This is a genomic window from Sphingomonas sanxanigenens DSM 19645 = NX02 (genome assembly GCF_000512205.2).
GTDB lineage: Bacteria > Pseudomonadota > Alphaproteobacteria > Sphingomonadales > Sphingomonadaceae > Sphingomonas_D > Sphingomonas_D sanxanigenens.
Map to the genome: position 1 here is coordinate 373,430 of NZ_CP006644.1, position 20,829 is coordinate 394,258.

Annotated in this window: 19 protein-coding genes; 4 read left to right on the forward strand and 15 right to left on the reverse strand. The window is 63.5% G+C overall.

Translation table 11 applies throughout. The features are described from left to right. Positions 1–17: 17 nt before the first annotated feature. From NX02_RS01710 to NX02_RS01755, 10 genes are all read right to left on the reverse strand, one after another. Positions 18–1,016, reverse strand: a complete 999-nt coding sequence (locus NX02_RS01710) for a lysylphosphatidylglycerol synthase transmembrane domain-containing protein (protein WP_025290493.1) — start codon at positions 1,014–1,016, stop codon at positions 18–20. Then, a complete protein-coding gene (gene mgtA / locus NX02_RS01715; protein WP_025290494.1) occupies positions 1,013–3,568 on the reverse strand; it encodes a magnesium-translocating P-type ATPase in 2,556 nt (851 codons plus the stop codon). Before mgtA ends, NX02_RS01710 begins: the two co-directional genes overlap by 4 nt. Position 3,569: 1 nt before the next feature. Beyond that, on the reverse strand, positions 3,570–4,364 hold the full coding sequence (locus tag NX02_RS01720; RefSeq protein ID WP_025290495.1) for a universal stress protein: 795 nt from the start codon (positions 4,362–4,364) through the stop codon (positions 3,570–3,572). A 304-nt stretch (positions 4,365–4,668) separates the two neighbouring features. Continuing rightward, the gene (gene scpC, locus NX02_RS01725; protein ID WP_025290496.1) at positions 4,669–6,189 is read right to left on the reverse strand and encodes a succinyl-CoA:acetate CoA-transferase ScpC; all 1,521 of its coding nucleotides are present in this window, start codon (positions 6,187–6,189) and stop codon (positions 4,669–4,671) included. An 84-nt stretch (positions 6,190–6,273) separates the two neighbouring features. Next, positions 6,274–7,578: an acetyl-CoA hydrolase/transferase family protein gene (locus tag NX02_RS01730; protein WP_025290497.1), complete on the reverse strand. Its 1,305-nt coding sequence runs from the start codon at positions 7,576–7,578 to the stop codon at positions 6,274–6,276. Next, complete coding sequence (locus NX02_RS01735; protein ID WP_025290498.1) at positions 7,575–9,320, reverse strand: acyl-CoA dehydrogenase family protein; 1,746 nt, start codon at positions 9,318–9,320, stop codon at positions 7,575–7,577. Before NX02_RS01735 ends, NX02_RS01730 begins: the two co-directional genes overlap by 4 nt. Positions 9,321–9,423: 103 nt before the next feature. Then, complete coding sequence (locus NX02_RS01740) at positions 9,424–9,879, reverse strand: MarR family winged helix-turn-helix transcriptional regulator (protein ID WP_025290499.1); 456 nt, start codon at positions 9,877–9,879, stop codon at positions 9,424–9,426. 145 nt (positions 9,880–10,024) lie between these two features. Beyond that, positions 10,025–11,056 (reverse strand): alcohol dehydrogenase AdhP, encoded by a 1,032-nt coding sequence (gene adhP, locus NX02_RS01745; RefSeq protein WP_025290500.1) that lies wholly within the window; start codon positions 11,054–11,056, stop codon positions 10,025–10,027. Positions 11,057–11,110: 54 nt separating this feature from the next. Then, positions 11,111–11,914 carry a universal stress protein gene (locus tag NX02_RS01750; RefSeq protein ID WP_025290501.1) on the reverse strand — a complete coding sequence of 268 codons (804 nt, stop codon included), beginning with the start codon at positions 11,912–11,914 and terminating at the stop codon, positions 11,111–11,113. Positions 11,915–12,189: 275 nt separating this feature from the next. Next, a complete protein-coding gene (locus NX02_RS01755; protein ID WP_025290502.1) occupies positions 12,190–13,020 on the reverse strand; it encodes a universal stress protein in 831 nt (276 codons plus the stop codon). Positions 13,021–13,371: 351 nt separating this feature from the next. On the opposite strand from NX02_RS01755, the gene NX02_RS31145 reads away from it, so the two are divergent. Further along, positions 13,372–14,007 carry a hypothetical protein gene (locus NX02_RS31145; RefSeq protein WP_245648734.1) on the forward strand — a complete coding sequence of 212 codons (636 nt, stop codon included), beginning with the start codon at positions 13,372–13,374 and terminating at the stop codon, positions 14,005–14,007. A gap of 49 nt (positions 14,008–14,056) precedes the next feature. Further along, positions 14,057–14,320 (forward strand): DksA/TraR family C4-type zinc finger protein, encoded by a 264-nt coding sequence (locus NX02_RS01760; protein ID WP_025290503.1) that lies wholly within the window; start codon positions 14,057–14,059, stop codon positions 14,318–14,320. A gap of 73 nt (positions 14,321–14,393) precedes the next feature. Here the strand turns inward: NX02_RS01760 and xth are convergent, their stop codons facing one another. The 3 genes from xth to NX02_RS01775 are packed head-to-tail and all read right to left on the reverse strand — an operon-like array spanning position 14,394 to position 18,795. Further along, a complete protein-coding gene (gene xth, locus NX02_RS01765) occupies positions 14,394–15,221 on the reverse strand; it encodes an exodeoxyribonuclease III (protein WP_025290504.1) in 828 nt (275 codons plus the stop codon). After that, positions 15,218–17,794 carry a DNA ligase D gene (gene ligD / locus NX02_RS01770; RefSeq protein ID WP_025290505.1) on the reverse strand — a complete coding sequence of 859 codons (2,577 nt, stop codon included), beginning with the start codon at positions 17,792–17,794 and terminating at the stop codon, positions 15,218–15,220. The genes xth and ligD overlap by 4 nt, the downstream gene beginning before the upstream one ends. A 23-nt stretch (positions 17,795–17,817) precedes the next feature. Further along, positions 17,818–18,795, reverse strand: a complete 978-nt coding sequence (locus NX02_RS01775) for a GNAT family N-acetyltransferase (protein ID WP_245648735.1) — start codon at positions 18,793–18,795, stop codon at positions 17,818–17,820. Between the two features lie 91 nt (positions 18,796–18,886). Between NX02_RS01775 and NX02_RS01780 the strand changes: the two genes are divergently transcribed. Further along, positions 18,887–19,129 (forward strand): KTSC domain-containing protein, encoded by a 243-nt coding sequence (locus tag NX02_RS01780; RefSeq protein ID WP_245648736.1) that lies wholly within the window; start codon positions 18,887–18,889, stop codon positions 19,127–19,129. A gap of 4 nt (positions 19,130–19,133) precedes the next feature. On the opposite strand, the gene NX02_RS01785 is transcribed toward NX02_RS01780, so the two are convergent. Both NX02_RS01785 and ku read right to left on the reverse strand, forming a co-directional pair. Next, the gene (locus NX02_RS01785; protein WP_025290508.1) at positions 19,134–19,391 is read right to left on the reverse strand and encodes a hypothetical protein; all 258 of its coding nucleotides are present in this window, start codon (positions 19,389–19,391) and stop codon (positions 19,134–19,136) included. A gap of 3 nt (positions 19,392–19,394) precedes the next feature. Further along, positions 19,395–20,300, reverse strand: coding sequence for a non-homologous end joining protein Ku (ku, locus tag NX02_RS01790; protein ID WP_025290509.1), 906 nt, complete (start codon positions 20,298–20,300; stop codon positions 19,395–19,397). Positions 20,301–20,414: 114 nt separating this feature from the next. Between ku and NX02_RS33055 the strand changes: the two genes are divergently transcribed. Then, the gene (locus NX02_RS33055; RefSeq protein ID WP_025290510.1) at positions 20,415–20,684 is read left to right on the forward strand and encodes a hypothetical protein; all 270 of its coding nucleotides are present in this window, start codon (positions 20,415–20,417) and stop codon (positions 20,682–20,684) included. The last annotated feature ends 145 nt before the right edge of the window (positions 20,685–20,829 follow it).

The window sequence follows — 20,829 nt, forward strand, 5'->3', positions numbered from 1 at the left end:
CCGCGAAAGGCTCCAAATCACGCGCTCTTGCGCAATCGCAAGAGCATGATACCGGGCAAGAGGGGCAGCCAAAGCGTGAAAAGGCGTGTCAGCATCGTGCCGGCGAAGGCCGCTTCTAGCGGAACGCCGAGGAGATGGAGCGCCGCCGTGGACGTCGCCTCGAAGCTTCCGAGGCCCAGCGGGACAGGGCCAAGCGTCACGACGATCGAGGCCATGATAAGCGCGATAAACGCCGTCGCGAAGGGCAGCGGCTGGCCGACGGCGCGAACGCATACCCACAATGTCGCTGCGTCTGCCAGGAAGATAAGCGCGTTGAAGCCCGTGACCTTCAGAATGAGAGATCGGTCGCGGAGCAGTTCGGGCGGCGCTTCACCGACCGTCTGCATCAGTGTCCGCGCAATGCCGATTTGCCCCAACGCCGGAGGAAGTGGATGGCGCCCCCTATGACTGAGCCAGAGCGCAAAGGTGGGAATGGCGAACGCGACCGCCAGGAATAAAGTCACGAGACCGGCAATGAGCGGAGACGCCGCCGCATCTTGCCAGAGCAGGAGCAGCATCAGCAGGGCAAAAGTCGCGAATGCGGCGTAAAAGCCGATCATCGATATGAGCAACGCCGCTACGGCAGCGCCTCGCGAAGCACCCAGGGCATGAAGCTGATCGACGAGCAGGACATTCCCGCCCATTCCGGCGCTCGGTATCGCCTGATCGGCAAACAGCTTGAGGACCGCGACCCGCATGAGCCGGGCGAGCGGTTGAGCCGAGTCAGCCCGGTGCAGTACGAGCCGCCAGCCACTGGCCACGCTCGCATAGGTAGCAAGCTGGAGACAGATGGCCAGCACCAGCCAGCCGGGCCTGGCACTCTCGATCAATTCCGCGAACTGTTCAATCTCACCAAAATGCAGGACAGCTGCAAGAACCGCGCCCGCAAGCAGGATAGCCGGAAACCAGCGTCTCAAGAACCGCCCGGCCGTGATTGCGGAACGGCCGTTCTTCCCCGGCGTCAGACCGTCGGTCATGTCGTACGTCGCAGGGCAGACCGCTTCATGACCTCCGAGAGCAGAAGATAGACGACGACCAGCAGGGCGATCACGGCAATAACCGTAGCGCTCGGCGGGGCGAAGCCAAGGAACGCGGCGAAGGGGAGAAAGGGCAGGGCAAGCGCCGCCAACAGTCCGCCGAATGCGGTCACGACCAGCGCACTATGCGCCCGCCCCGTCCAGGCGGGCCCCGTGGTGCGGATGATAAATATTACCAGGATCTGGGTCGCCATCGATTCGATGAACCAGGCCGAGCGGAAGGTCGCGACATCGACGTGGAAGACCTTGAGCAAAAGCACAAAGGTCGCAATGTCGAACAGCGAGGACAGCGGTCCCATGATGGCCGTGAAGCGCACGAGACCCGGCATGTCCCATCCGCGCGGCTGGGCAAGATCGCTCGCGTCCGCGCTGTCGAAGGGAATGCCGATCTGGGAGAGGTCGTAGATGAGGTTGTTGAGCAGGACCTGCACCGCGGTCAGCGGAAGGAAGGGCAGCACCAGCGACGCCAGCGCCATGGTCAGCATGTTGCCGAAGTTCGAGCTCGTCCCCATGCGGATATATTTCATGATGTTGGCGTAGGTGCGGCGGCCCTCAACCACGCCGTCGGCAAGAACGCCGAGATCGGGTGCCAGCAGTATCATGTCGGCCGCCTCCCGCGCGACGTCGGTGGCGCCGTCCACCGAGAGGCCCACGTCTGCCGCGTGGATGGCGGGCGCGTCGTTGATCCCGTCGCCCATGAAGCCCACCGTATGGCCGCGCGCACGAAGCGCCCGCACGACCCGCACTTTCTGATCCGGCGTCACCCGCGCGAACAGATCGACGGTGTCGACCCGCGCAGCGAGCGCCGCATCGTCCAACTTGCCGATCTCCTCTCCCGTGAGCAGGCCCTCGACGGGAAGCGCCAGGCTCGCAACGAGGTGTTCGACGACGGCTCCGGCGTCACCCGATATGACCTTGATACGGATGCCGGCGGCCTCGAGCCTGGCGACCGCCTCAGCCGCGCTTGGCTTGGGCGGATCGACGAACACGCAATAGCCCGCGAAGATGAGGCCATCTTCATCCGCGTCGCCGATGCGATCCTGCTCCGGTGCCGGCTTCCAAGCGACACCAAGCAGGCGCAAGCCCTGTGCCGCCCGCTCATCGTGCAGGGCGATCAGACGACTGCGAAGTGCTTCGTCGATCGCGACAAGGTCGCCCGAACGGTCCTGAGCCCGGCTGCAAAGCGCGAGCATCGTCTCGGGCGCGCCCTTGACGATCTCGATCCGCTCACCTTCGCGCTCGGCCAGCACCGAGACGCGTCGCCGCTCGAAGTCGAACGGCCGTTCGTCGAGTTTTGTCCAGTCGTCGAACGGCCGGCCAGTCATGTGCGTAATCAGTGCCTCGTCGAGCGGGCTTTTGAGGCCCGTTTCGAATCGCGCGTTGATCGCCGCCAGTTCGGCGACGCGATCATCATCCTCGCCGTCGATGCCGGGACGTCCGACGAGCGTGATCCGCGCTTCGGTGAGCGTGCCCGTCTTGTCGGTGCACAGCACATCCATCTCGCCGAGATCGTGGATCGCCGAGAGGCGTTTCACCACGACCTTGGCGCTCGCCATGCGCTGTGCCCCGCGCGCCAGCGACACCGTCATGATCATCGGCAGCAGTTCGGGCGTCAGCCCGACCGCCAGTGCCATGGCGAACAGAAAGGACTGAAGGGGCGGCCGGCCGAGCGCCAGATGCGCCAGCAGCACGAACAGGACGAGGAAGATTGTGAGGCGGGCAATGAGCATGCCGAGCTTGTGGATGCCGCGCTCGAAGGCGGTCGGAGCAGGTGCGGCCGCAAGGGATTGCGCGATCGCGCCGAAACGAGTCCGCGCCCCCGTCTCCACGACCAGCATCGTCGCGGTGCCTGCGATCACCGATGTGCCATGGAAAAACGCACCGCTGGCCTCGGCGGGTGTCGAGGCGTCGGGATCGGGTCCGACGCGCTTCTCGACCGGATAGGGCTCGCCGGTCAGCAGTGCCTCGTTGACCTGCGCGCCGTTGGCCTCGAGCACAATCCCGTCGGCTGGCACAAGGTCGCCCGCACGCAGCTGCAACACGTCGCCAGCCACGATAGCGCTGACCGGAAGTTCGATCGGATCACCGTCGCGCAGCACGGTGGCATGGAGCGCGATCGAGCGCTTGAGCGCCGCGGCCGTGGCTTGCGCCCGATGTTCCTGCACCATGTCGAGCAGCGTCGAGAGGATCACGACCACCAGAATGATAAGGAAGCTTGCAAGATCGCCGGTGAAGCCAGCGATCGCGGCAGCGACGAGCAGGATGGCGACCAGCGGATTGGCGAGGCGGTGGAGGAGATCGACTAAGATGTGCCGCCGGGCGGTTTCCCCGATCTCGTTGGGGCCGTCGCGGGATAGCCGCGCGCCCGCCTCGGCCTCAGCCAGACCTTCGCGAGCAGAGTCGAGGCGCGTCAGCAGGGCCTCCGGGCCATATTGCCAGAATGCGCCGCCGGTGCCCGAGGACGGGGACGATGCGGCCAGGGTCCGGGACAAGTCAGTGGCCGAGAATGAGCGGCAGCTTGCTGTGCGCGAGCATCCGCTTGGTGACTCCGCCGAACGTCTCCATCAGCCGTCCACGGCCATAAGCGCCCATCAAGATGTAGTCCGCATGCCAGTTAGCGGCCTCGTCCGCGATGAGCTGATCGGCAGGGGTCAAGCCATCGTCGACGATGCGGATGGAGGCATGGATGTTGTGCCGCGACAGATATTGGGCGGCTTCGGTCGGCTCGGTCTGCTCGGCGCCGTCGCGGGCCATGAAGATCTGCACCTCTTCGGCTAGCGCCAGGAGCGGGACACACGCCCGCATGGTCGCTGCGGCCGCCCCCTGTCCGTCCCAGGCAATGAGCGCGCGGCCAAGTTTAAAGCCCCTCACGTCGTCCGGGACGGCGACGACGGGCTTGCGCGCCTTCACGACGATGCTGCTCGCCAGCTCCCGCATGTCCGGATAGGGGAACTGATCGAGCTTGCGGTTGAGTATGATGAGATCGGCAAGCGCCGCCGCCTCGATAACGGCCTCAGCGGCGAAACCCGTCACATCGCTCCAGCTCCACACGACATCCTCGGACACCAGGCGGGCTTCAAGACTAGCCTTGTTGGCGGCTTCACGGTCGCGTTCGTCGCCAAGTAGCATGGCCGACCCGATACCGTCATAGTCGCCCGCGATACTCGGGACCATCGTGACATCGATGCAGGACAGGTGGCCGTTCAACGCCCGGGTCAGGTCGAGCGCCGCCTGCAGCCGGGCTTCCTGACCCTCATCGTCATGTATCAGTAAAAGGATGTTCTTCATCGTCACCTCCGTCTTGATGGGCGGAAGCTAGGACTGCAGAATCGCCGGCAATATGCGGGATATTACGGAGATGAATGGTGCGCGCAATGTCACCATTGGAGGTTGCGAACCGGCAGGTCTGATGCTCTCGTCAGTTAGTGGTTGTAAGCAAAGTCGTCTTCGAGTATCTGACAAGCTCTTTCGCGTGTTCCCCATCAGTGCTCCGCATCTCTGGCTTTTAATCGCGGTCAGATCGATATGCTTCACCACATCAAACGTTCATCAAGACCGATGTGGCTGCGTCGAGAAGATGTCGGACAATTGCTCAGCAATGGTGCAACATCGACCCGGTTTCGATAAAACGCTGATGCCAGGACAGGGCCTCGCCCGGCAGGGAGGGCGATTGCTGGCCGTAGGAGCCTTCGCGCGCGCGGCGGTAATAGTCCGCGAGCGCGGGCCGGTAGTCGGGATGCGCGCATTTCTCGATGATGAGGGCGGCGCGCTGTTTTGGGCTGAGACCCCGGAGATCGGCAAGCCCCTGTTCCGTGACGAGCACCTGAACATCCTGGCTGATATGATCGACATGGCTCGCCTGTGGCACGATCGCGGAAATCTTGCCGCCCTTCGCCGTGGAAGGCGTGACGAAGATCGAGACATAGGCGTTGCGCGCGAAGTCGCCCGACCCGCCAATGCCGTTCTGGATGCGCGATCCCATGACGTGGGTCGAATTGACGTTGCCGTAGATGTCGGCCTCGATCAGCCCGTTCATTGCCAGGCAGCCGAGCCGCCGGATCAGTTCAGGATGATTGCTGATTTCCTGTGGCCGCAGGATCATCTTGTCGCGATAGCGGCTCATGTCGGCATTCAGCCGCGTCGCGGCCTCCGGACTCAGCGAAAAGGCGGTGGCGGACGCCATGCGTAGCTTGCCCGAATCCAGCAGGTCGAGCATCCCGTCCTGGATGACTTCGGTATAAGAGGTCATATTCTCGAACGGGCCGGTGACCAGCCCGGAAAGCACGGCGTTGGCGATATTGCCCACGCCCGATTGCAGCGGAAGCAGCGACGCGGGCAAGCGGCCCTTGGCGACCTCGTGCCGGAAGAACTCGATCAGGTGGCCGGCAATGGCATTGGCGGCCGCATCGGGCGCGGCGAAGGGCAGGTTGCGGTCTGGCGCATCGGTCTCGACGATCGCGATGATCTTGTCCGGGTCACAGCGGAAATGGGTGTCACCGATACGGTCGTCTGGGCGGACCAGCGGGATCGGCACGCGGTGCGGGGGCAGGGCGGTGCCGTAATAAATGTCGTGCATCCCTTCCAGGGCCTGGTTCTGCCAGCGATTGACCTCCAGGATTACGCCTTGTGCGCGGTCGAGCCAGGTCTTGTTATTGCCGACCGAAGAGGATGGGATCAGCGATCCGTCCGCCCGGATGCCCGCCACTTCCACCACCGCGACGTCGAGCGGACCCAGAAAGCCCTGCCACGCCATCGGCGCGACCTGGCTCAGGTGCATGTCGAAATATTCCATCTCGCCGCGATTGATCTTGTCGCGCGCGATCGGATCGGAATTATAGGGCAGGCGGAACTCGATGCCGTCGGCCCTGGCCAGCGCACCGTCGAGTTCGGGGCCGGTCGATGCGCCCGTCCAGACCCGGCAACGAAAGCGTTCGCCCGCCGCGTGTGCCGCCTCGATCCGCTTGGCCAGCGCCACGGGCACTGCCTTGGGATAGCCCGAACCGGTGAAGCCGCTCATGCCGATCGTCATGCCGTTGGAAATCAGGCTGGCGGCTGCATCCGCATCCATGATCCGGTTTGCGAGGCCGGCATTGGCGATACGATTTCCCTGCATGTCTTTCTCCCATTGCCTGACAGCCGCCCTGAGCCCGGCGGGCCTTTGATTGTTATTCGGATAGAGCCATTCCGGAAGGGCGACTTATTGTGGGTGCGCCAGCGCGTCCCGAAAATCCGGGTGCGCGATGCCGATGAGCGCGCGGGCTCGTTCGCTGACGCTCTTTCCCTTGAGGTCGACCCAGCCATATTCGGTGACGACGATGTGGGTATCGTTGCGCGGCGTCGTCACCGGCCCGGACAAAGCCGGGACGATGCGCGACACCGTGCCGCGAGCAGCCGTCGAATGACATGCGATGATCGACCGGCCGCCCCTGGACGCATAAGCGCCGCGAACGAAGTCCAGTTGCCCCCCGGCGGCGCTGTACTGGCGTCCGTTCATGAATTCGGAATTGCAGGCACCGTCCAGATCGACCTGCAGGGTGGCGTTGACCGAGACCATCCGGTCGTTGCGGGCGATCACCGCCGGGTCGTTCACATAGTCGACCGGGTGGGCCTCCAGCAGGGGATTGCCGTCGATATAGTCGTAAAGCGGCGCGTCGCCCATCGCGAAGGTGAACACCGAACGACCGGCGTGTTGCTGCTTGCGGCTGTTGTCCACGACCCCGAGGCGCATGAGTTCTGCCATGCCGGGGGTCATCAATTCGGTATGGATGCCCAGATGCCGATGACCGTGCAGCGCCGAACAGACCGCGTCGGGCAAGGCGCCGATACCCATCTGGAGGCAGGCACCGTCCTCGACCAGCCCCGCGATGATCTTTGCAATCGCCAGGTCTTCTGCGCCGGGGGCCGCCTCCGGCAGCGCGAGCAAAGGCGTCGCATGCTCGACCAGCGCCGTCACCTGCGAGACATGGATCACGCAATTGCCCTGGACCCGCGGCATGTGCGGATTGACCTCGAGGATGACCCGGCGCGCAGACCGTGATACGGCAAGGGCATAGTCGGTGTTTGTTCCAAAGCTGAAATTCCCGTCCTCATCCATCGGCGATACGGTGGTGAGGAGCGTATCGACGCCGATATGCTCCGTCAGCATGCGCGGCACCTGGCTGAACGCGACCGGGATCACCTCTACCGGAGGAACATTCTCCCGAAGGCCGATCGCATCGAGGGCGCGTTCCACCCCGCTGTGGAACAGGCTGACGGGCCTGATGCGATCGCGCAGTTCGTAGCGGAGCACGGTCTCACCGGCGATGGCGGTTGCCAGCATGTAATAGAGCGAAATATCCGAGACTTCACCCGCGCTGGCGCGCCTGGCCAGTGCCTCCAGAAGCGCCGGGGGTTGCGACACACCCAGCCCCATCGCGACCTTCGAACCCGGTGGGATCAGGGCCGCCGCCTGGTCGGACGATATGCGCTTGCTGGTGTAGAGGGTAGCGAAGAGATCGCTCATGCCGCCAGTTCCTCGGCGGTCAGGGCATAAAGTGGGGCCGACCCCGCCAGGGCAGCGGCCCTCAGGCCGATCGCCTCGGGCACGATCTGGTCGAGATAGAAACGGGCTGCGGCGATCTTGGCCTTCAGGAAGGTGAGATTTCCCTCGTCCTTGGCGCTGAGCGCTGTGGCGACCGCTGCCTGCCGCGCCATCAGCCAGCCACAGGTCAGCGTCGCCACCATGGTCAGGAAGGAATAGCTTCCGGCCAGGCGGTCGTTCACGCTCGCCTCGTTCAGCATCCACGCGGCGATCTGCTCGACGGCATCGGCCAGCGCGACAAGCGTGGGCTCGTTGTCGATTTCCGCGTGGATGTCGGTAAGCAGCGCCCGCAGCGCCGCGCCGCCGTCGCCGGTCAGCTTGCGCCCGACCAGGTCGGCGGTCTGGATGCCGTTCGTGCCTTCATAGATAGGGGTGATGCGAGCATCGCGATAATGTTGCGCGGCGCCGGTCTCCTCGATGAAGCCCATGCCGCCATGCACCTGCACGCCCAGCGATGCGACCTCGCAGCCGATATCGGTGCCATGCGCCTTGACGAGCGGCGTCACCAGATCGACCCGCGCCTTTGCCGCCGCATCGCCCATATGCGCGCGATCGACCTGACCGGCCGCATAATAGAGCAAAGCGCGCACGGCCTGGGTCTGTGCTTTCATCCGCAGCAGCATGCGGCGCACGTCGGGATGCTCGATGATGGCGACTGATGCCTTGCCCGAAGTGCCATCGGCGCTGGGCGACTGGATGCGGTCGCGGGCATAAGCGATCGCCAGCTGGGTCGCGCGCTCAGCCACCTGTACGCCCTGGTTGCCGACATTGATCCGCGCATTGTTCATCATCGTGAACATCGCCCTGATGCCCGCGCCTTCAGCGCCAACCAGTTCGCCGATGCAATCGTCATTGTCACCATAGGACATGACACAGGTGGGCGATGCGTGGATGCCCAGCTTATGTTCGATAGACACACAATGGACGTCGTTCCGCACGCCCGGCTCGCCGGCTTCGTCAAGCCGGTATTTGGGGACGAGGAACAGCGAAAGGCCTTTGGTTCCCTGCGGCGCGCCGGGTGTGCGTGCCAGTACCAGATGGACGATATTGTCAGCGAGGTCGTGTTCGCCGAAGGTGATGAATATCTTCTGACCCTTGACCCGCCATGTGCCGTCCGGCGCCTGCGTCGCGGTGGTGCGTATCGCGCCCACGTCCGAACCGGCCTGCGGTTCGGTCAGGTTCATGGTGCCGGGCCACTCGCCCGTGATCAGCCTGGGGAGCCAGGTGGCCTGCTGTTCCTGACTGCCATGGGCGACCAGCGATTCGATCGCGCCGGGGGTAAGCATATTGACCAGGGAGAAACCCATATTGGCCGTGCCCAGGTCCTCCATGACCACCGTCGCCAGCGAAAAGGGTAGCCCCTGTCCGCCGAACGCCACCGGGCCTGCGAGCGTGCCCCAGCCATTGTCCACAAAGGCCCGATAGGCTGCCCGGAAGCCCTCCGGCATGGTGACGACACCATTGTCCCATCGCGCTCCGACCGTGTCCCCTGAACGCAGCAGGGGCGCATACTCCCCCTCGGCGAAGGCAGCAGCGCCCTCCACGATGGCATCGACCATGTCTTCACTGGCTGCTGAAAAACGCGGATCGGCGCCGATCTCGCCAATCCGCGCGATGTGGGTAAGCACAAAGCGCTGTTCATCAACGGGAGCCGAGTAGGTCATGAAATCCTCTTCCAGATATAGGCTTCAAGGTTCCTCTTTCGAGGCGGTGTCTTCCTAGATATTGATGTCGTGCTGCGGATTTCAGTTGGCTTCACCCCTCCGGCTACTCCAGGTCGGATGGCTCACTCATCCTGTTTTCGAGAATCCTGAAAATGCGCTGGGCCGCCTCGATGTCTTCGTCGGGAACGCCCGCCAGCAGCGTGCGGCGCTGCCGCGCGAACCGGGCTTCGACATCCGCTGCAACCCGCCGCCCCGCGATGGTCAGATACAGATTCCTGGCACGCCGGTCGGCCGCATCTTCGACCCTCTCCACGAGGCCCAGCGCACATAGCCTGTCCAGTTGCCGAACGAGGGCAGGACCTTCCACGCCCAAAGCTTGCGCCAGACTTCCCTGGCGCGTTCCCTCTCCCATGCGGCTCAATATTGCGAGGGGGATAGCGCTCGAACCCGACAATCCCAGGTCATCGACAACCTTGTCGAGTTGCCGGGAGTAATGGCGCCCCAACAATATCAGTCCGGTCGTCAACTGCTGCTCGCTCAGGGTGCGCTTGTCTGCCATGTCAGATTGATAACGTGATAATTATTAACCTGCAATCTATTGTCACGCAGGAATTTTGCCCAGCCGAGCCGTGCTATCTCTTCAATACGAAGGATACTCGTTGTCCGGTTGACCCGAGCAACCGGATCAATCGTGCGGCGCCTGTTCATGCTGTCAGATCGAGAACGACGCGGCCCTCGATCTGACCTTTGTGCATGCGCTCGAACACGGTGTTGATGTCCGACAAGCCTGCCGTCTCCACCGTCGCTCGAACCTTGCCCTGCGCTGCAAAATCGATCGATTCCTGCAGGTCGAGGCGCGTTCCCACGATCGAGCCACGCACGGTGATGCCGTTCAGCACCATGCCGAAGATGTTGAGCGGGAAATCTCCGGGCGGCAGCCCGTTGAGCGCGACTGTGCCGCCGCGGGCGACGACGCCAACGGCCTGCGCGAAGGCCTTCTCGCTGACTGCTGTCACGAGGACGCCGTTCACGCCCCCGCCGGTTTCGCGCTTGATGACCTCAGCCGGGTCTTCGTTGCGGGCATTGACGGTGATGGTCGCGCCAAGTCGCCGGGCAAGATCGAGCTTGGCGTCATCGATGTCGATCGCCGCCACATTGAGCCCCATCGCCTTGGCATATTGCACGGCCATGTGGCCCAGCCCACCGATGCCGCTGATCGCGACATAGTCGCCGGGCTTGGTATCGGTCATCTTCAGCCCCTTGTAGACCGTGACGCCGGCGCACAGGATCGGGGCGATCTCGATGAAGCTGATGTTGGCGGGCAGATGGCCGACATAATTTGGGTCGGCGACGACATAGTCGGCAAAGCCGCCATTGACGGAATAGCCGGTATTGAGCTGGGTTTCGCACAGCGTCTCCCAGCCGCCGAGGCAGTGGACGCAATGACCGCACGCACTGTAGAGCCAGGGGACGCCCACCCGGTCGCCCTCCTTGATATGGGTCACGCCCGCGCCAACCTGCGATACGAAGCCCACGCCCTCATGGCCGGGGATGAAGGGCGGATTGGGCTTTACGGGCCAATCGCCTTCGGCGGCGTGGAGATCGGTATGGCAGACGCCCGAGGCCTGGATGGCGACCTGTATCTGGCCGGGACCTGCTTGGGGTACGGGCACTTCGTCGATAGTCAGCGGCGCGCCGAACTGGCGGACGACCGCGGCCTTCATGGTCTTAGGCATTGGGTGTTCCTTTCGGAGGGAATGGCCTCGCCTCAAGCGGCGAGGGCAAAATTATCAGTGGCCGAGAATGAGCGGCAGCTTGCTGGTGCTCAGCATTCGGCGTGTCACGCCCCCGAACAGGGCTTCGACGAGCCGGTTGTGGCTGAATGCACCCATGAGGCAGTAACTTGCCTCCCATGTGGCGGATTCCTCCGCGATGATATCGTCGGCATGCCGGTGCTTGCCGGCGACGCGCCTGATCGTGGCATGGACGTCGTGGCGTGAAAGATAGGCGGCCGCCTCTTCGGCGGGGACTCCTTCGCCTCCATCATCGATCGTCAAGAGCATGACCGCCGCGGCGAGCTTGAGGAGGGGTATGCAGGTCCGCATCGTGGCCGTCACCGGATCCGAGCCGTCCCAAGCGATCAGTGCGCGGCCTGTGACGTCGAGGCTTCGGACATCGTCGGGCACAGCGACCACCGGTGTCCCGGAGCGAACGGCGATCGATGCGGTGACGCCGCGCATGTCCGGCTCTGGAAAGACATCGAGCTTGCGATTGACGACGATGAGGTCGGCAAGTCCGGCCGCACGGGTAACGCATTCTGCGAGACCGCCGCTGCTCTCGATCCAGTTCCATTGCACGCCTTCATGGGCCAGCCTCGCCTCGAGCGTCACGCGATTGGCGGCTTCCCGCTCCCGCTCGTCCGCCATCAGCATCGCGGTTGCGGCGCCGCCCGAATAATCGCCAGCGATCACTTGCACCTGCGCGACGTCGAGACAGGTCAGATGGCCTTCAAGCGCGCGGGTGATGTCGAGCGCGGTCTGGAACCGTGCCTCCTGTCCCGCGTCGTCGTGCACGAGGAGCAATATGTTCTTCAATTCCCGTCTCCATCCACGCGGCATCCGCGTTTCATTGATACGGCTATGCGGGTTCGATTGACCCTGTAATTAGTAAGTCTACGCATCCTCTATTCAGAGGAAGTCGTCATAGACCACATGGAGATCCGTTCGGGAGACAGCACATGCTGAGACTTTGCCACGAATCTCGCCCGGTCGCGGCAAGCGGTCTAGAAGGTCGGTCAAGACGAGGGTCAGCTCAAGCTCGTTCAGCACCATAGCCTGCATTAGATGTCAGACCTTCGGTAGCTCGATCATCAGTGGGACAGGAGAGCGCATCGGCTCGCAGCCATGAGGAGATCGGCGGTCACACCCCCCAGCACCCACTCGCGCAGACGGCTATGACCATAGGCACCTGCCACGATCACGCCGGCGGATTCCTCCCGTGCAACGGCTTCGATCGCGGATGCATCATCACCTGTGGCGCGCACCACAAGAGGAACGGCAGCGATACCATGTCGCTTGAGCCAGTCCGCGACATCGTCGAGCCGCTTGCCAGCCTGCGCCGTCTCGTCTTCCGAAGCGATCTCGACGAGCGTGACGTGCGATGCCATTTCCAGCAGAGGCAGGGCGTCGAGCGTAGCCCGCCTCGCTTCCCTGCTATCCTTCCACGCGATCATCACCCGTTCAGGCGAGAGCCTGGTCGCGCCGGTGGGCACGAGAAGAACCGGCCGACCGGCGCGGATGATCAGGTCGCCGATGTCGACTTTTCGCGTCCGGTCGAGCAGCGAGCCGCCCCGGTCCGGTTTGGTGATCAGGAGATCCGCGCTGCGCGCTTCTTCGCCGATAAAGTCGGCGATCGACGCGCTGGTGATCGCAAAGCGCCAGTCGAGGTCTGTCACCCTGCCGCCAAGCACCGTCCGGAATTCCGTTTCGGCAGCGTCGGCCTCCTTTTGAATCTCCGCGAGATTCTGGTCCAGCACTTCGCCGGATATAAAACCGTCGCCATACACATACTGGATGGGTTGGCATGCAGCGATGCCGATCACGCTAGCCTGAAACCGCTCGGCGAGATCGCCGGTGATCTTCAACAGGTCGGCGTTCGACTTGGCGAGTTCGAGGTGGACCATCAGCGTAGCGTAGCTCATCGGGTCATCTCCAGTAGCTGCCCGCGTTCGCGTGTCGCCGGGCCGGCATCACAATCAATGCGCACTGAATCTACGCTGCACGTCCCCGGCCAAGTATCGGGTGATATACTTATCTCCGCGCCAGCGACGTGATCGTGCGCGTGTGTTCGCCATGCCAGAAGATTACGTAACCTTACCGATTTGAGCGCCGCGGACCCGCGAATAGGAGGGGCTGATAAGCTTCACGGTTCTGCCTCGGGGAAATAGCGTGTGAGACAGCTGTATGGCCGCCCAAAACCTGGACATAGCGGCTGCGATCGTCGCCATCGTGGTCGTGTAGCCGGCGGTTCTTCGGGCGGAAAAGGACAAGATGTGAGTGTTTCGACGATTGTTCGCTGCGCCGTGACGGGACTATTTGCCGCCACAGGATTGTGCAGCGTACCGGGCGCACTTTTTGCTCAAATTCCCGAAGCCACCAGAACTGTTCCTGCAGAACTACCTCTCGGTTTCACCCCTGACGGTGACGTGCTGGTCCACACAGCCAGCGGATTTCGCTTTCCTGCACAGGTTGCGGGCTTCACGCGGATGAAGGAGAGCGGGTCAGATCTGAGTGGCGAATATGTCGCGATCGGATATGAGCGACAGCTCGGCCGGGACGACAAGATCATCGTACGGATAGCGATCGTCCACCTCGTGGATATGACGGCTGCAGAACATTACACCATTATGAAACCGTTCGCGATGTCCCATTTTTCTGCGGCTTCGGTCGTGTCCGAGACCAAATTCTCGGTTGGGGGGCAACCGGATTTATCCGGATATCGCGGAGTCTTTGCAGGTGAACGAGACGGACAGCCCTGGCGCTTCAGCTTGACCACTGTGGACTTCGGCTACTGGGATGGACGCCTGGCGTCGGCATATCCGGCTGCACAGGCGAGCGAAGCCGAGAGTTCTTTAGACGGGCTTCTTTCCGCGTTCCGCTGGCAGCGTCCGGTCACACCTGAGCGGTAATGTTCGCGCCGGGATATGTGGTGGAACTGCTCAATTGGCGGGAACAGACATGGCGAATGGATGGGCGCGTGACGGCGCCGTGCAGGATCAGATCAACGACACGGTCATCGATGCCCTTTTGCGTGCTCGCGGCATGATGCCGATGGCCGAGGGCAGCGATGAATGCGATGATTGCGGCGAGGACATTCCGTCGGCGCGCCGCGCCGCACTGCCTCGCACATGCACTTGTGTCGCGTGCCAGGCGAAGCGCGATGCGAATACACGCGCTGTGGGAATTAACCGGCGAGGCAGCAAGGACAGCCAGCTGCGATAGCCTTGCCGACGTGATTCGAGCGTTCGTTCATTGGGCGCCCGATCATGCTCGGACGGGGTAAAACCCTCGACCTTCATGGCTTTGCTTTGTTCTGCGTTGCCGATGGGGCTTTGCGGTGCCGTGCCGGTTTCGGGGCAAGCTCGATCCAGACCGGCGCATGATCGCTTGTCTTCTCCCAACCGCGCACATGCATATCGACCTGAGCGCCGGCGAGGCGGTCGGCGAGCGCCGGGCTGAGGAGCAGATGGTCGATGCGTAGCCCGGCATTGCGGGCATAGGCGTTCCGGAAATAGTCCCAGAAGGTGTAGATGGTCTCGCCGGGATGGAGCGTGCGCAGCGCGTCGGTCCAGCCCTGGCCGAGCAGCCGGAAATAGGCCGCGCGCACCTCGGGGGCGAACAACGCATCGTCGAGCAAGCGCTCGGGTTTGTAGACATCCAGCTCGGTCGGCATCACGTTGAAGTCGCCCGCCAGCATCACCGGCAGGCCGGTTTCGAGCAGGCGGGCGGCATGGTCGACCAGCCGGTCGAACCATCGAAGCTTATAGTCGAACTTGGGTCCGGGCCGCGGATTGCCGTTGGGGAGATAGAGTCCGCCGACGAGGATGCCGTTGACCGCGGCCTCGATGTAGCGGCTGTGGCTGTCGTCGGGATCGCCGGGCAGGCCGCGCCGTGTTTCGTGAATCTCGCCGACGCGGCTGAGGATCGCGACGCCGTTCCAGCTTTTCTGCCCGTGCCAGATCGCATCGTAGCCAAGATCGCGGATCGCGCTCAGCGGGAATTTCTCCTGGGGCGCCTTCAGCTCCTGCAGAACGACGATGTCGGGCTGGCGTTCGGCCAGCCAGCGCAGCAGCACCGGCAGCCGGCCGTTGACGCCGTTCACATTGTAGGTCGCGATGATCACAGGTCGGGGAGGATCTGGTCGGCGCGGCCCCAATGGGCGAGGTTCTTCGACGCCGCACGCTTCACCATCTCCGCCGCATCGCCGATATGCCAATGCGATGGCTTGTCGAGGTCGCGCAATTCCTCCCAGGTCAGCGGCACCGAGATCGGCGCATATTCGCGGGTCCGCGCGCTGTAGGGCATGACCGCTGTCGCGCCGCGCTGGTTGCGCAAATAGTCGATGAAAATCTTGCCCGTCCGCTTGGCCTTCGCCAGCGCCGCGGTGAAGCGCGCCGGCTCCGCCTGCGCGAGCGCCAGGGCGAAACGATGCGCGAAGTCCTTCACCACGGGCCATTCGGCCGAGGGGGTGAGCGGCGCGATGACATGCACACCCTTGCCGCCGGTGACCATCGGGAAGGTGGTAAGCCCCATCTGCGCCAGCACGTCCTGAACATGGAAGGCGGCCGAGACGACATCCTGGAAGTCGAGCCCCTCGTCCGGATCAAGATCGAAGACGAGCCGGTCGGCCTTTTCGACGTCCTCGATCCGCGCGCCCCAGCCATGAAACTCGATCGTGCCCATCTGCACACAGGTGAGCAGTCCCGCAGGCGTATCGACGTACAGATAGGGCTCGTCATGCCCGTCCTTCTCGCGGATGCCGACCTGCTTGACGTCATCGCCGAAACTGCCGGCATCGTGCTTCTGGAAGAAGCATTTCTTCGATCGGCCCTGCGGACAGCGCACGAGGCTGATCGGGCGGCTGCCCGCCCAGGGCAGCATGATCGGAGCGACGATCTCATAATAGTCGGCAAGCTGGCCCTTGGTGAGCTTGCCCTCGGGAAAGATCACCCGCTCGCGGTTGCTGATCTTGACGCTGCTGCGCGCCGGGGCGGTGGCGATTGCCACCGGCGTCTCGGTCTCGATCACGACGGCTTCGGGCTTCTTATCCTCGCGCAGGCCAAGATAGCTGGGATGGCGAAGCACGCCTTCATCGGTGAACTCGACATAGGCGATTTCCGCGACCAGCTTCGGCTCGATCCAGTGCGCGCCGCGCACGGCGGCGCGAGGCGCGTCCACGGTCGGGCCTTTGCGTTCGAGCGGGGCCATGATCTCCATCAACCGCTCGATCTCATCCCCCGTGAAGCCCGTCCCGGCCTTGCCGGCATAGCGCAGCCTGCCATTCTCGTTGACGCCGAGCAGCAGCGAGCGGAATCCCCGCTGCTTGTCTGACGGAGTCCAGCCGACGATGACGAACTCCTGCCGGCGTATGCATTTGGTCTTGAGCCATGTTCCGCTGCGTGAGCCACTATAACGCGCGTCTGCGCGCTTGGAGATGACGCCCTCGACGCCCGCACCGCAAAAACTGGCGAGCAGCTTCTCGCCATTCCCCACGATATGATCGGAATAGCGGATACGCTCTTTGGTATCGCCGACGAGCGCCGCCAGCTTCTCTTTGCGCTCGATGAGCGGCAGACTGGTCAGATCCTCGCCATCGAGCTCGAGCAGGTCGAACGCAAAATAGTCGATTGTCTCAGGATTGCTCTTCAGCGCGGCCTGCAAAGCCTGGAAGCTGGTGCAGCCATCGGAGAGCGTCACGACGGCTTCGCCGTCGATCAGCGCGCTGCCGACATCCAGCTTCAGCGCCTCGGCGATCAGCCCGGCGAAGCGGTCGGACCAGTCGAGGCCCGAGCGGGTGTAGGCGCGCCCCTCGCCGCCGCCGATCGCGATGAGAGTTCGATAGCCGTCATATTTGAGCTCGTGGAGCCAGCGATCGCCAGGTGGCACATGGTCGACGAGCGCGGCTAGTTGCACGGGCTGAAAGGGGGGCAGCACACCGGCTTTCTTGCGGCGGGGTGGCTGCGCGGCGGGCAGGGTCTTTTTGGCAGCGGTCGCGGCAGTGGATGTTTTGGCGTTCGCCTTGCGCTTGGGCACGGCCTTGCCGGCGGCGATCTCCTCCATCGTGCGGCCGCTATCGACGCTGGTGAGATGGGTGCCGATGAGGTCGTCCGAGCCGCCGGCATACGCATCCTGCACCTTGCGCAGGATCCAGTTCTCGGCGTCCGAGCCGCCGGCATACGCATCCTGCACCTTGCGCAGGATCCAGTTCTCGCCCTTTTCCTTGCCGCGCGGCTTCAGGCGAAAAAGTATCCATTCACCCTGCATCCGCCTGCCGTGCAGGATGAAGTGGAGGTGACCTTCGGGGAGCGTCTGACTGGGGTCCTTGCCGGGGATCGGTTCCCACGTACCATTGTCCCACAGCATCACCGTGCCGCCGCCATATTCGCCCTTGGGAATGGTGCCTTCGAACCGGGCATAGTCGAGCGGATGATCCTCGGTGCGAACCGCGAGGCGCTTGTCGTCGGGGTTGCTGCTGGGCCCGCGCGTGACCGCCCAGCTCACCAGCGTGCCGTCCAGTTCGAGACGGAAATCATAGTGCAGGCGCGAGGCCGCATGCTTCTGGACGACAAAGCCGTTGCCAGCGGTAGGCTCGGTAGCGCCGGACGGCTCGGCCGTGCGCGCGAAGTCGCGCTTTTCGCGATATTTGGCGAGACGCTCTTCTGCGGGTGTGACTTTGGCTGTCGCGGCTCGTGGCATGGTGGTTCCGATCGATATCCTCTTCAATCCGTGCGCGTGCGGACTCGTTCCCCGGACGACTGCTCTTCAATGCCACGAACGAAGCGGTAGCTCGTTTGCTCGAACTTCAGCGAGCGGAAGAAATTATGGCTGTTGTTGATCGTGATGTCGCTCATCGCCTCGACCTGGCGGCACCCGGCCTTGGCCAGCGCGGTCTCGGCCGCAGCGAGCATCTCGGTTCCAATGCCGCGGCGGCGGTGTCCCTTGTCGACCACCAGCGCGGTCAAGCGCCCGATCGCGCCGCGATGGACGGTCGCGACGACCGCCCAGCCGCAGCAGCCGACGATCCCGTCCAGATCGGCGACGACCATGCCGGCCTTTGCCTTGCGGGCCGCGGCCAGATTGTCGGCGACCTCCGCGCTATCCAGCGACACGCCGTTCAACTGGCTGAGCAACGCCGATAGAGCATCGCTATCGGCCGAGGTTGCTGCCCGGACCCGCAGCACTGGCGCGGGCGCAGGTTCTGCTTTTGGCTCGGGTTTCGGCTTTGGCTCGGCTTCGGCCTTAGGAACGAGTTTAAGCGAGGGTTTAGGCCGAGCCTTCGCCGCAGATTTTTGCAGTTCCGGCGCTGAATCTTCGCGTGCGCCCGGTGCGGAACGATCCACCGGCGCCCGCTTGGAGCGGCGACGGACGGGTCCGTCTTCACCATCGGGCACGGGCGAGCGCGGCTTTTCCGGGGAAGCGGGTCGGTCCGGCGTCGTGTCGGCCGATTGCTTCCATGTGCTCTGCTCGCTGGTACGGAGATAGTCCTGAATGTCTTGCGCGCTCGCGGTCAGGCCATCGTCGCCGATGCCGAGCAGCGCCTTTCCGCCCGCATCGGTCAGTCCATATTTGCCGAAATCCCCAGTTCCGGGCTTGCGCCGCCGCGACTTCACCAGCTTCAGCCCGCGGTGCTCCGCCATCTCGCGGAGCTGGTCGTCGCCGACCTCCGCCACCTTACGACCAGCCCGCCACGGCAGCATGTGTAATTTCTGCGGCGTCGCCTCGGCGTCTTGAGAATTCAAGATGGCGTAACGACCGGAACGGCATCTGGTGATGTGCGCTCCTTCCCGTATGCGCGCGCACCGCTTCCCTCAGTCCTCGATGATCGCACGCATCGGGTACGACGAGGAGACCGGCATCCTGTCGATCTCTTTCCACGATACCGGCAAATATCTCTATTACGACGTGCCCGTGGCTTTGTTCGAGGAGTTCTGCCGCGCGCCATCGGCGGGGACATTTTTCAATGCGCGTATCAAGGACGATTTCCGCTGTCGACGCGATCCCGAGCGGCGGCGCTTCGGACCGAACGCCTGACCGGTCAGGCTTCGCCAAGCGCACGGTATACCGACATCAGGTGGCGCGAGGCGACCGCACGAGCGCGCGGTGAGCGGATCGTCTCCTCGTTGGTCTCGTGCAGCATGGTGAGCATGTCGAGCACCTCCTGGCGCGGTGTGCCCGTCTCACGCAGATGCGTTCCGATCAGCGTCAACAGATTGGCCCAAAGCGTGATCGCGCCTTCGGCGAACGCGGCATCGTCGTCCGTGACCGTCGCCGCCTCGTCCGATCTGTTCGCCACGGGTCAGGCCCGCTTGCGGGCAGATGGTTTCGCCGCCGGCTTGGTCTCGGCCTTCTTGGCGGCTGGCTTCGCGGCGGTCTTGGCCGCCGCCTTCTTTGCCGCCGCCTTGGACGAGCCGCCGCCCGACGACCCGAGCGAGTTCTTGAGCGCCGCCATCAGGTCGACGACATTGGAGCCGCGCGGATCGCCGCCCTTGTCGTCGCTCTCGATGTTGAGCGTCTTGCCCTTCTTCTTGCGCTCGATCAGCTCCTTGAGCGCATCGGCATAGCGATCGTGGAACTCGCTGGCATCGAACTTGCCGGTCTTCTTGTCGATCAGCGTGGTGGCAAGGTCGAGCAACTCCTCGTCCGGATCGGCGTCGCCGATCTCGCGGAAATAGCTCGTCGCCTTGTTGACCTCGTCGGCGTAGCGCAGCGTCTCCATCACCATGCCGCGCCCACACGCCTTGATGCTGACGACATATTCGCGGCCGCGCATCGCGAGCTGGCCGAGGCCGATCTTGCGGGTGCGACGGAGCGCCTCGCGCAGGACGATGAACGCCTCTTCGGCGAGATCGTCAGCCGGGACGACATAATAGGGCTTCTCGAAATAGATCGCATCGATGTCATGGCTGTCGACGAACTGGGTCAGCTCGAGCGTCTTTTTGCTCTCGAGCTTGACCCCCTCGATCTCCTCGTCGTCGAGCAGGACATATTCGCCCTTGGCATATTCGAAGCCCTTGACGATCTCGTCGAGGTCGACCGGACCGATGCCCGGCACGACCTTTTCATATTTGATGCGCTGGCCCGAGGGTTCGTGGATCTGGTTGAACGCGATCGTGGCGCCGCTCTTCGTTGCCGAATAGATTTCGACCGGGATTGAGACGAGCGCCAGTCGGATCTGGCCTTTCCAGTAGGGACGTGCAGCCATTGATCCACTCCTTCGCGCAGAGTCACCTAATCCGCGATGCCTCTCGCTCGTTCCCGCGCAAACTACATCAATGCGATGAGTCGACGAAGACTTTGGGCTCCGAAGGGCTGAGGGTTGATCGATCGACAGGGCTTCCACGCGGTGAATGAACCACTCCACCCAACAAACTGGCGAGAAAGGCGTTGTGAGGGGTCCTTCGACACTGGAATCATCGTCATCGTCATCGTCATCGTCATCGTCATCGTCATCGTCATCGTCATCGTCATCGTCATCGGTGGCGGCCCGGCCGGGCTCACAGCTGCGCTTTATCTCGCACGCTACTGCCGGCGTCGTCGTCCGCCACGACGGGACCTGCCGCGCGCTGCGGATTACCAGGACGCATAATGCGCCGGGCTCTCGAGACGGCTTCGCATGCGGCGGGGTTTGGAGGGCAGAGCGATGAGGCAGCGATCTCGCCCATCGAGCGGACGGTCAATGGCTTCCGCCTGATATCGGACGAGGGCCTGTGCTATTTAACTGCTGTGCCAGG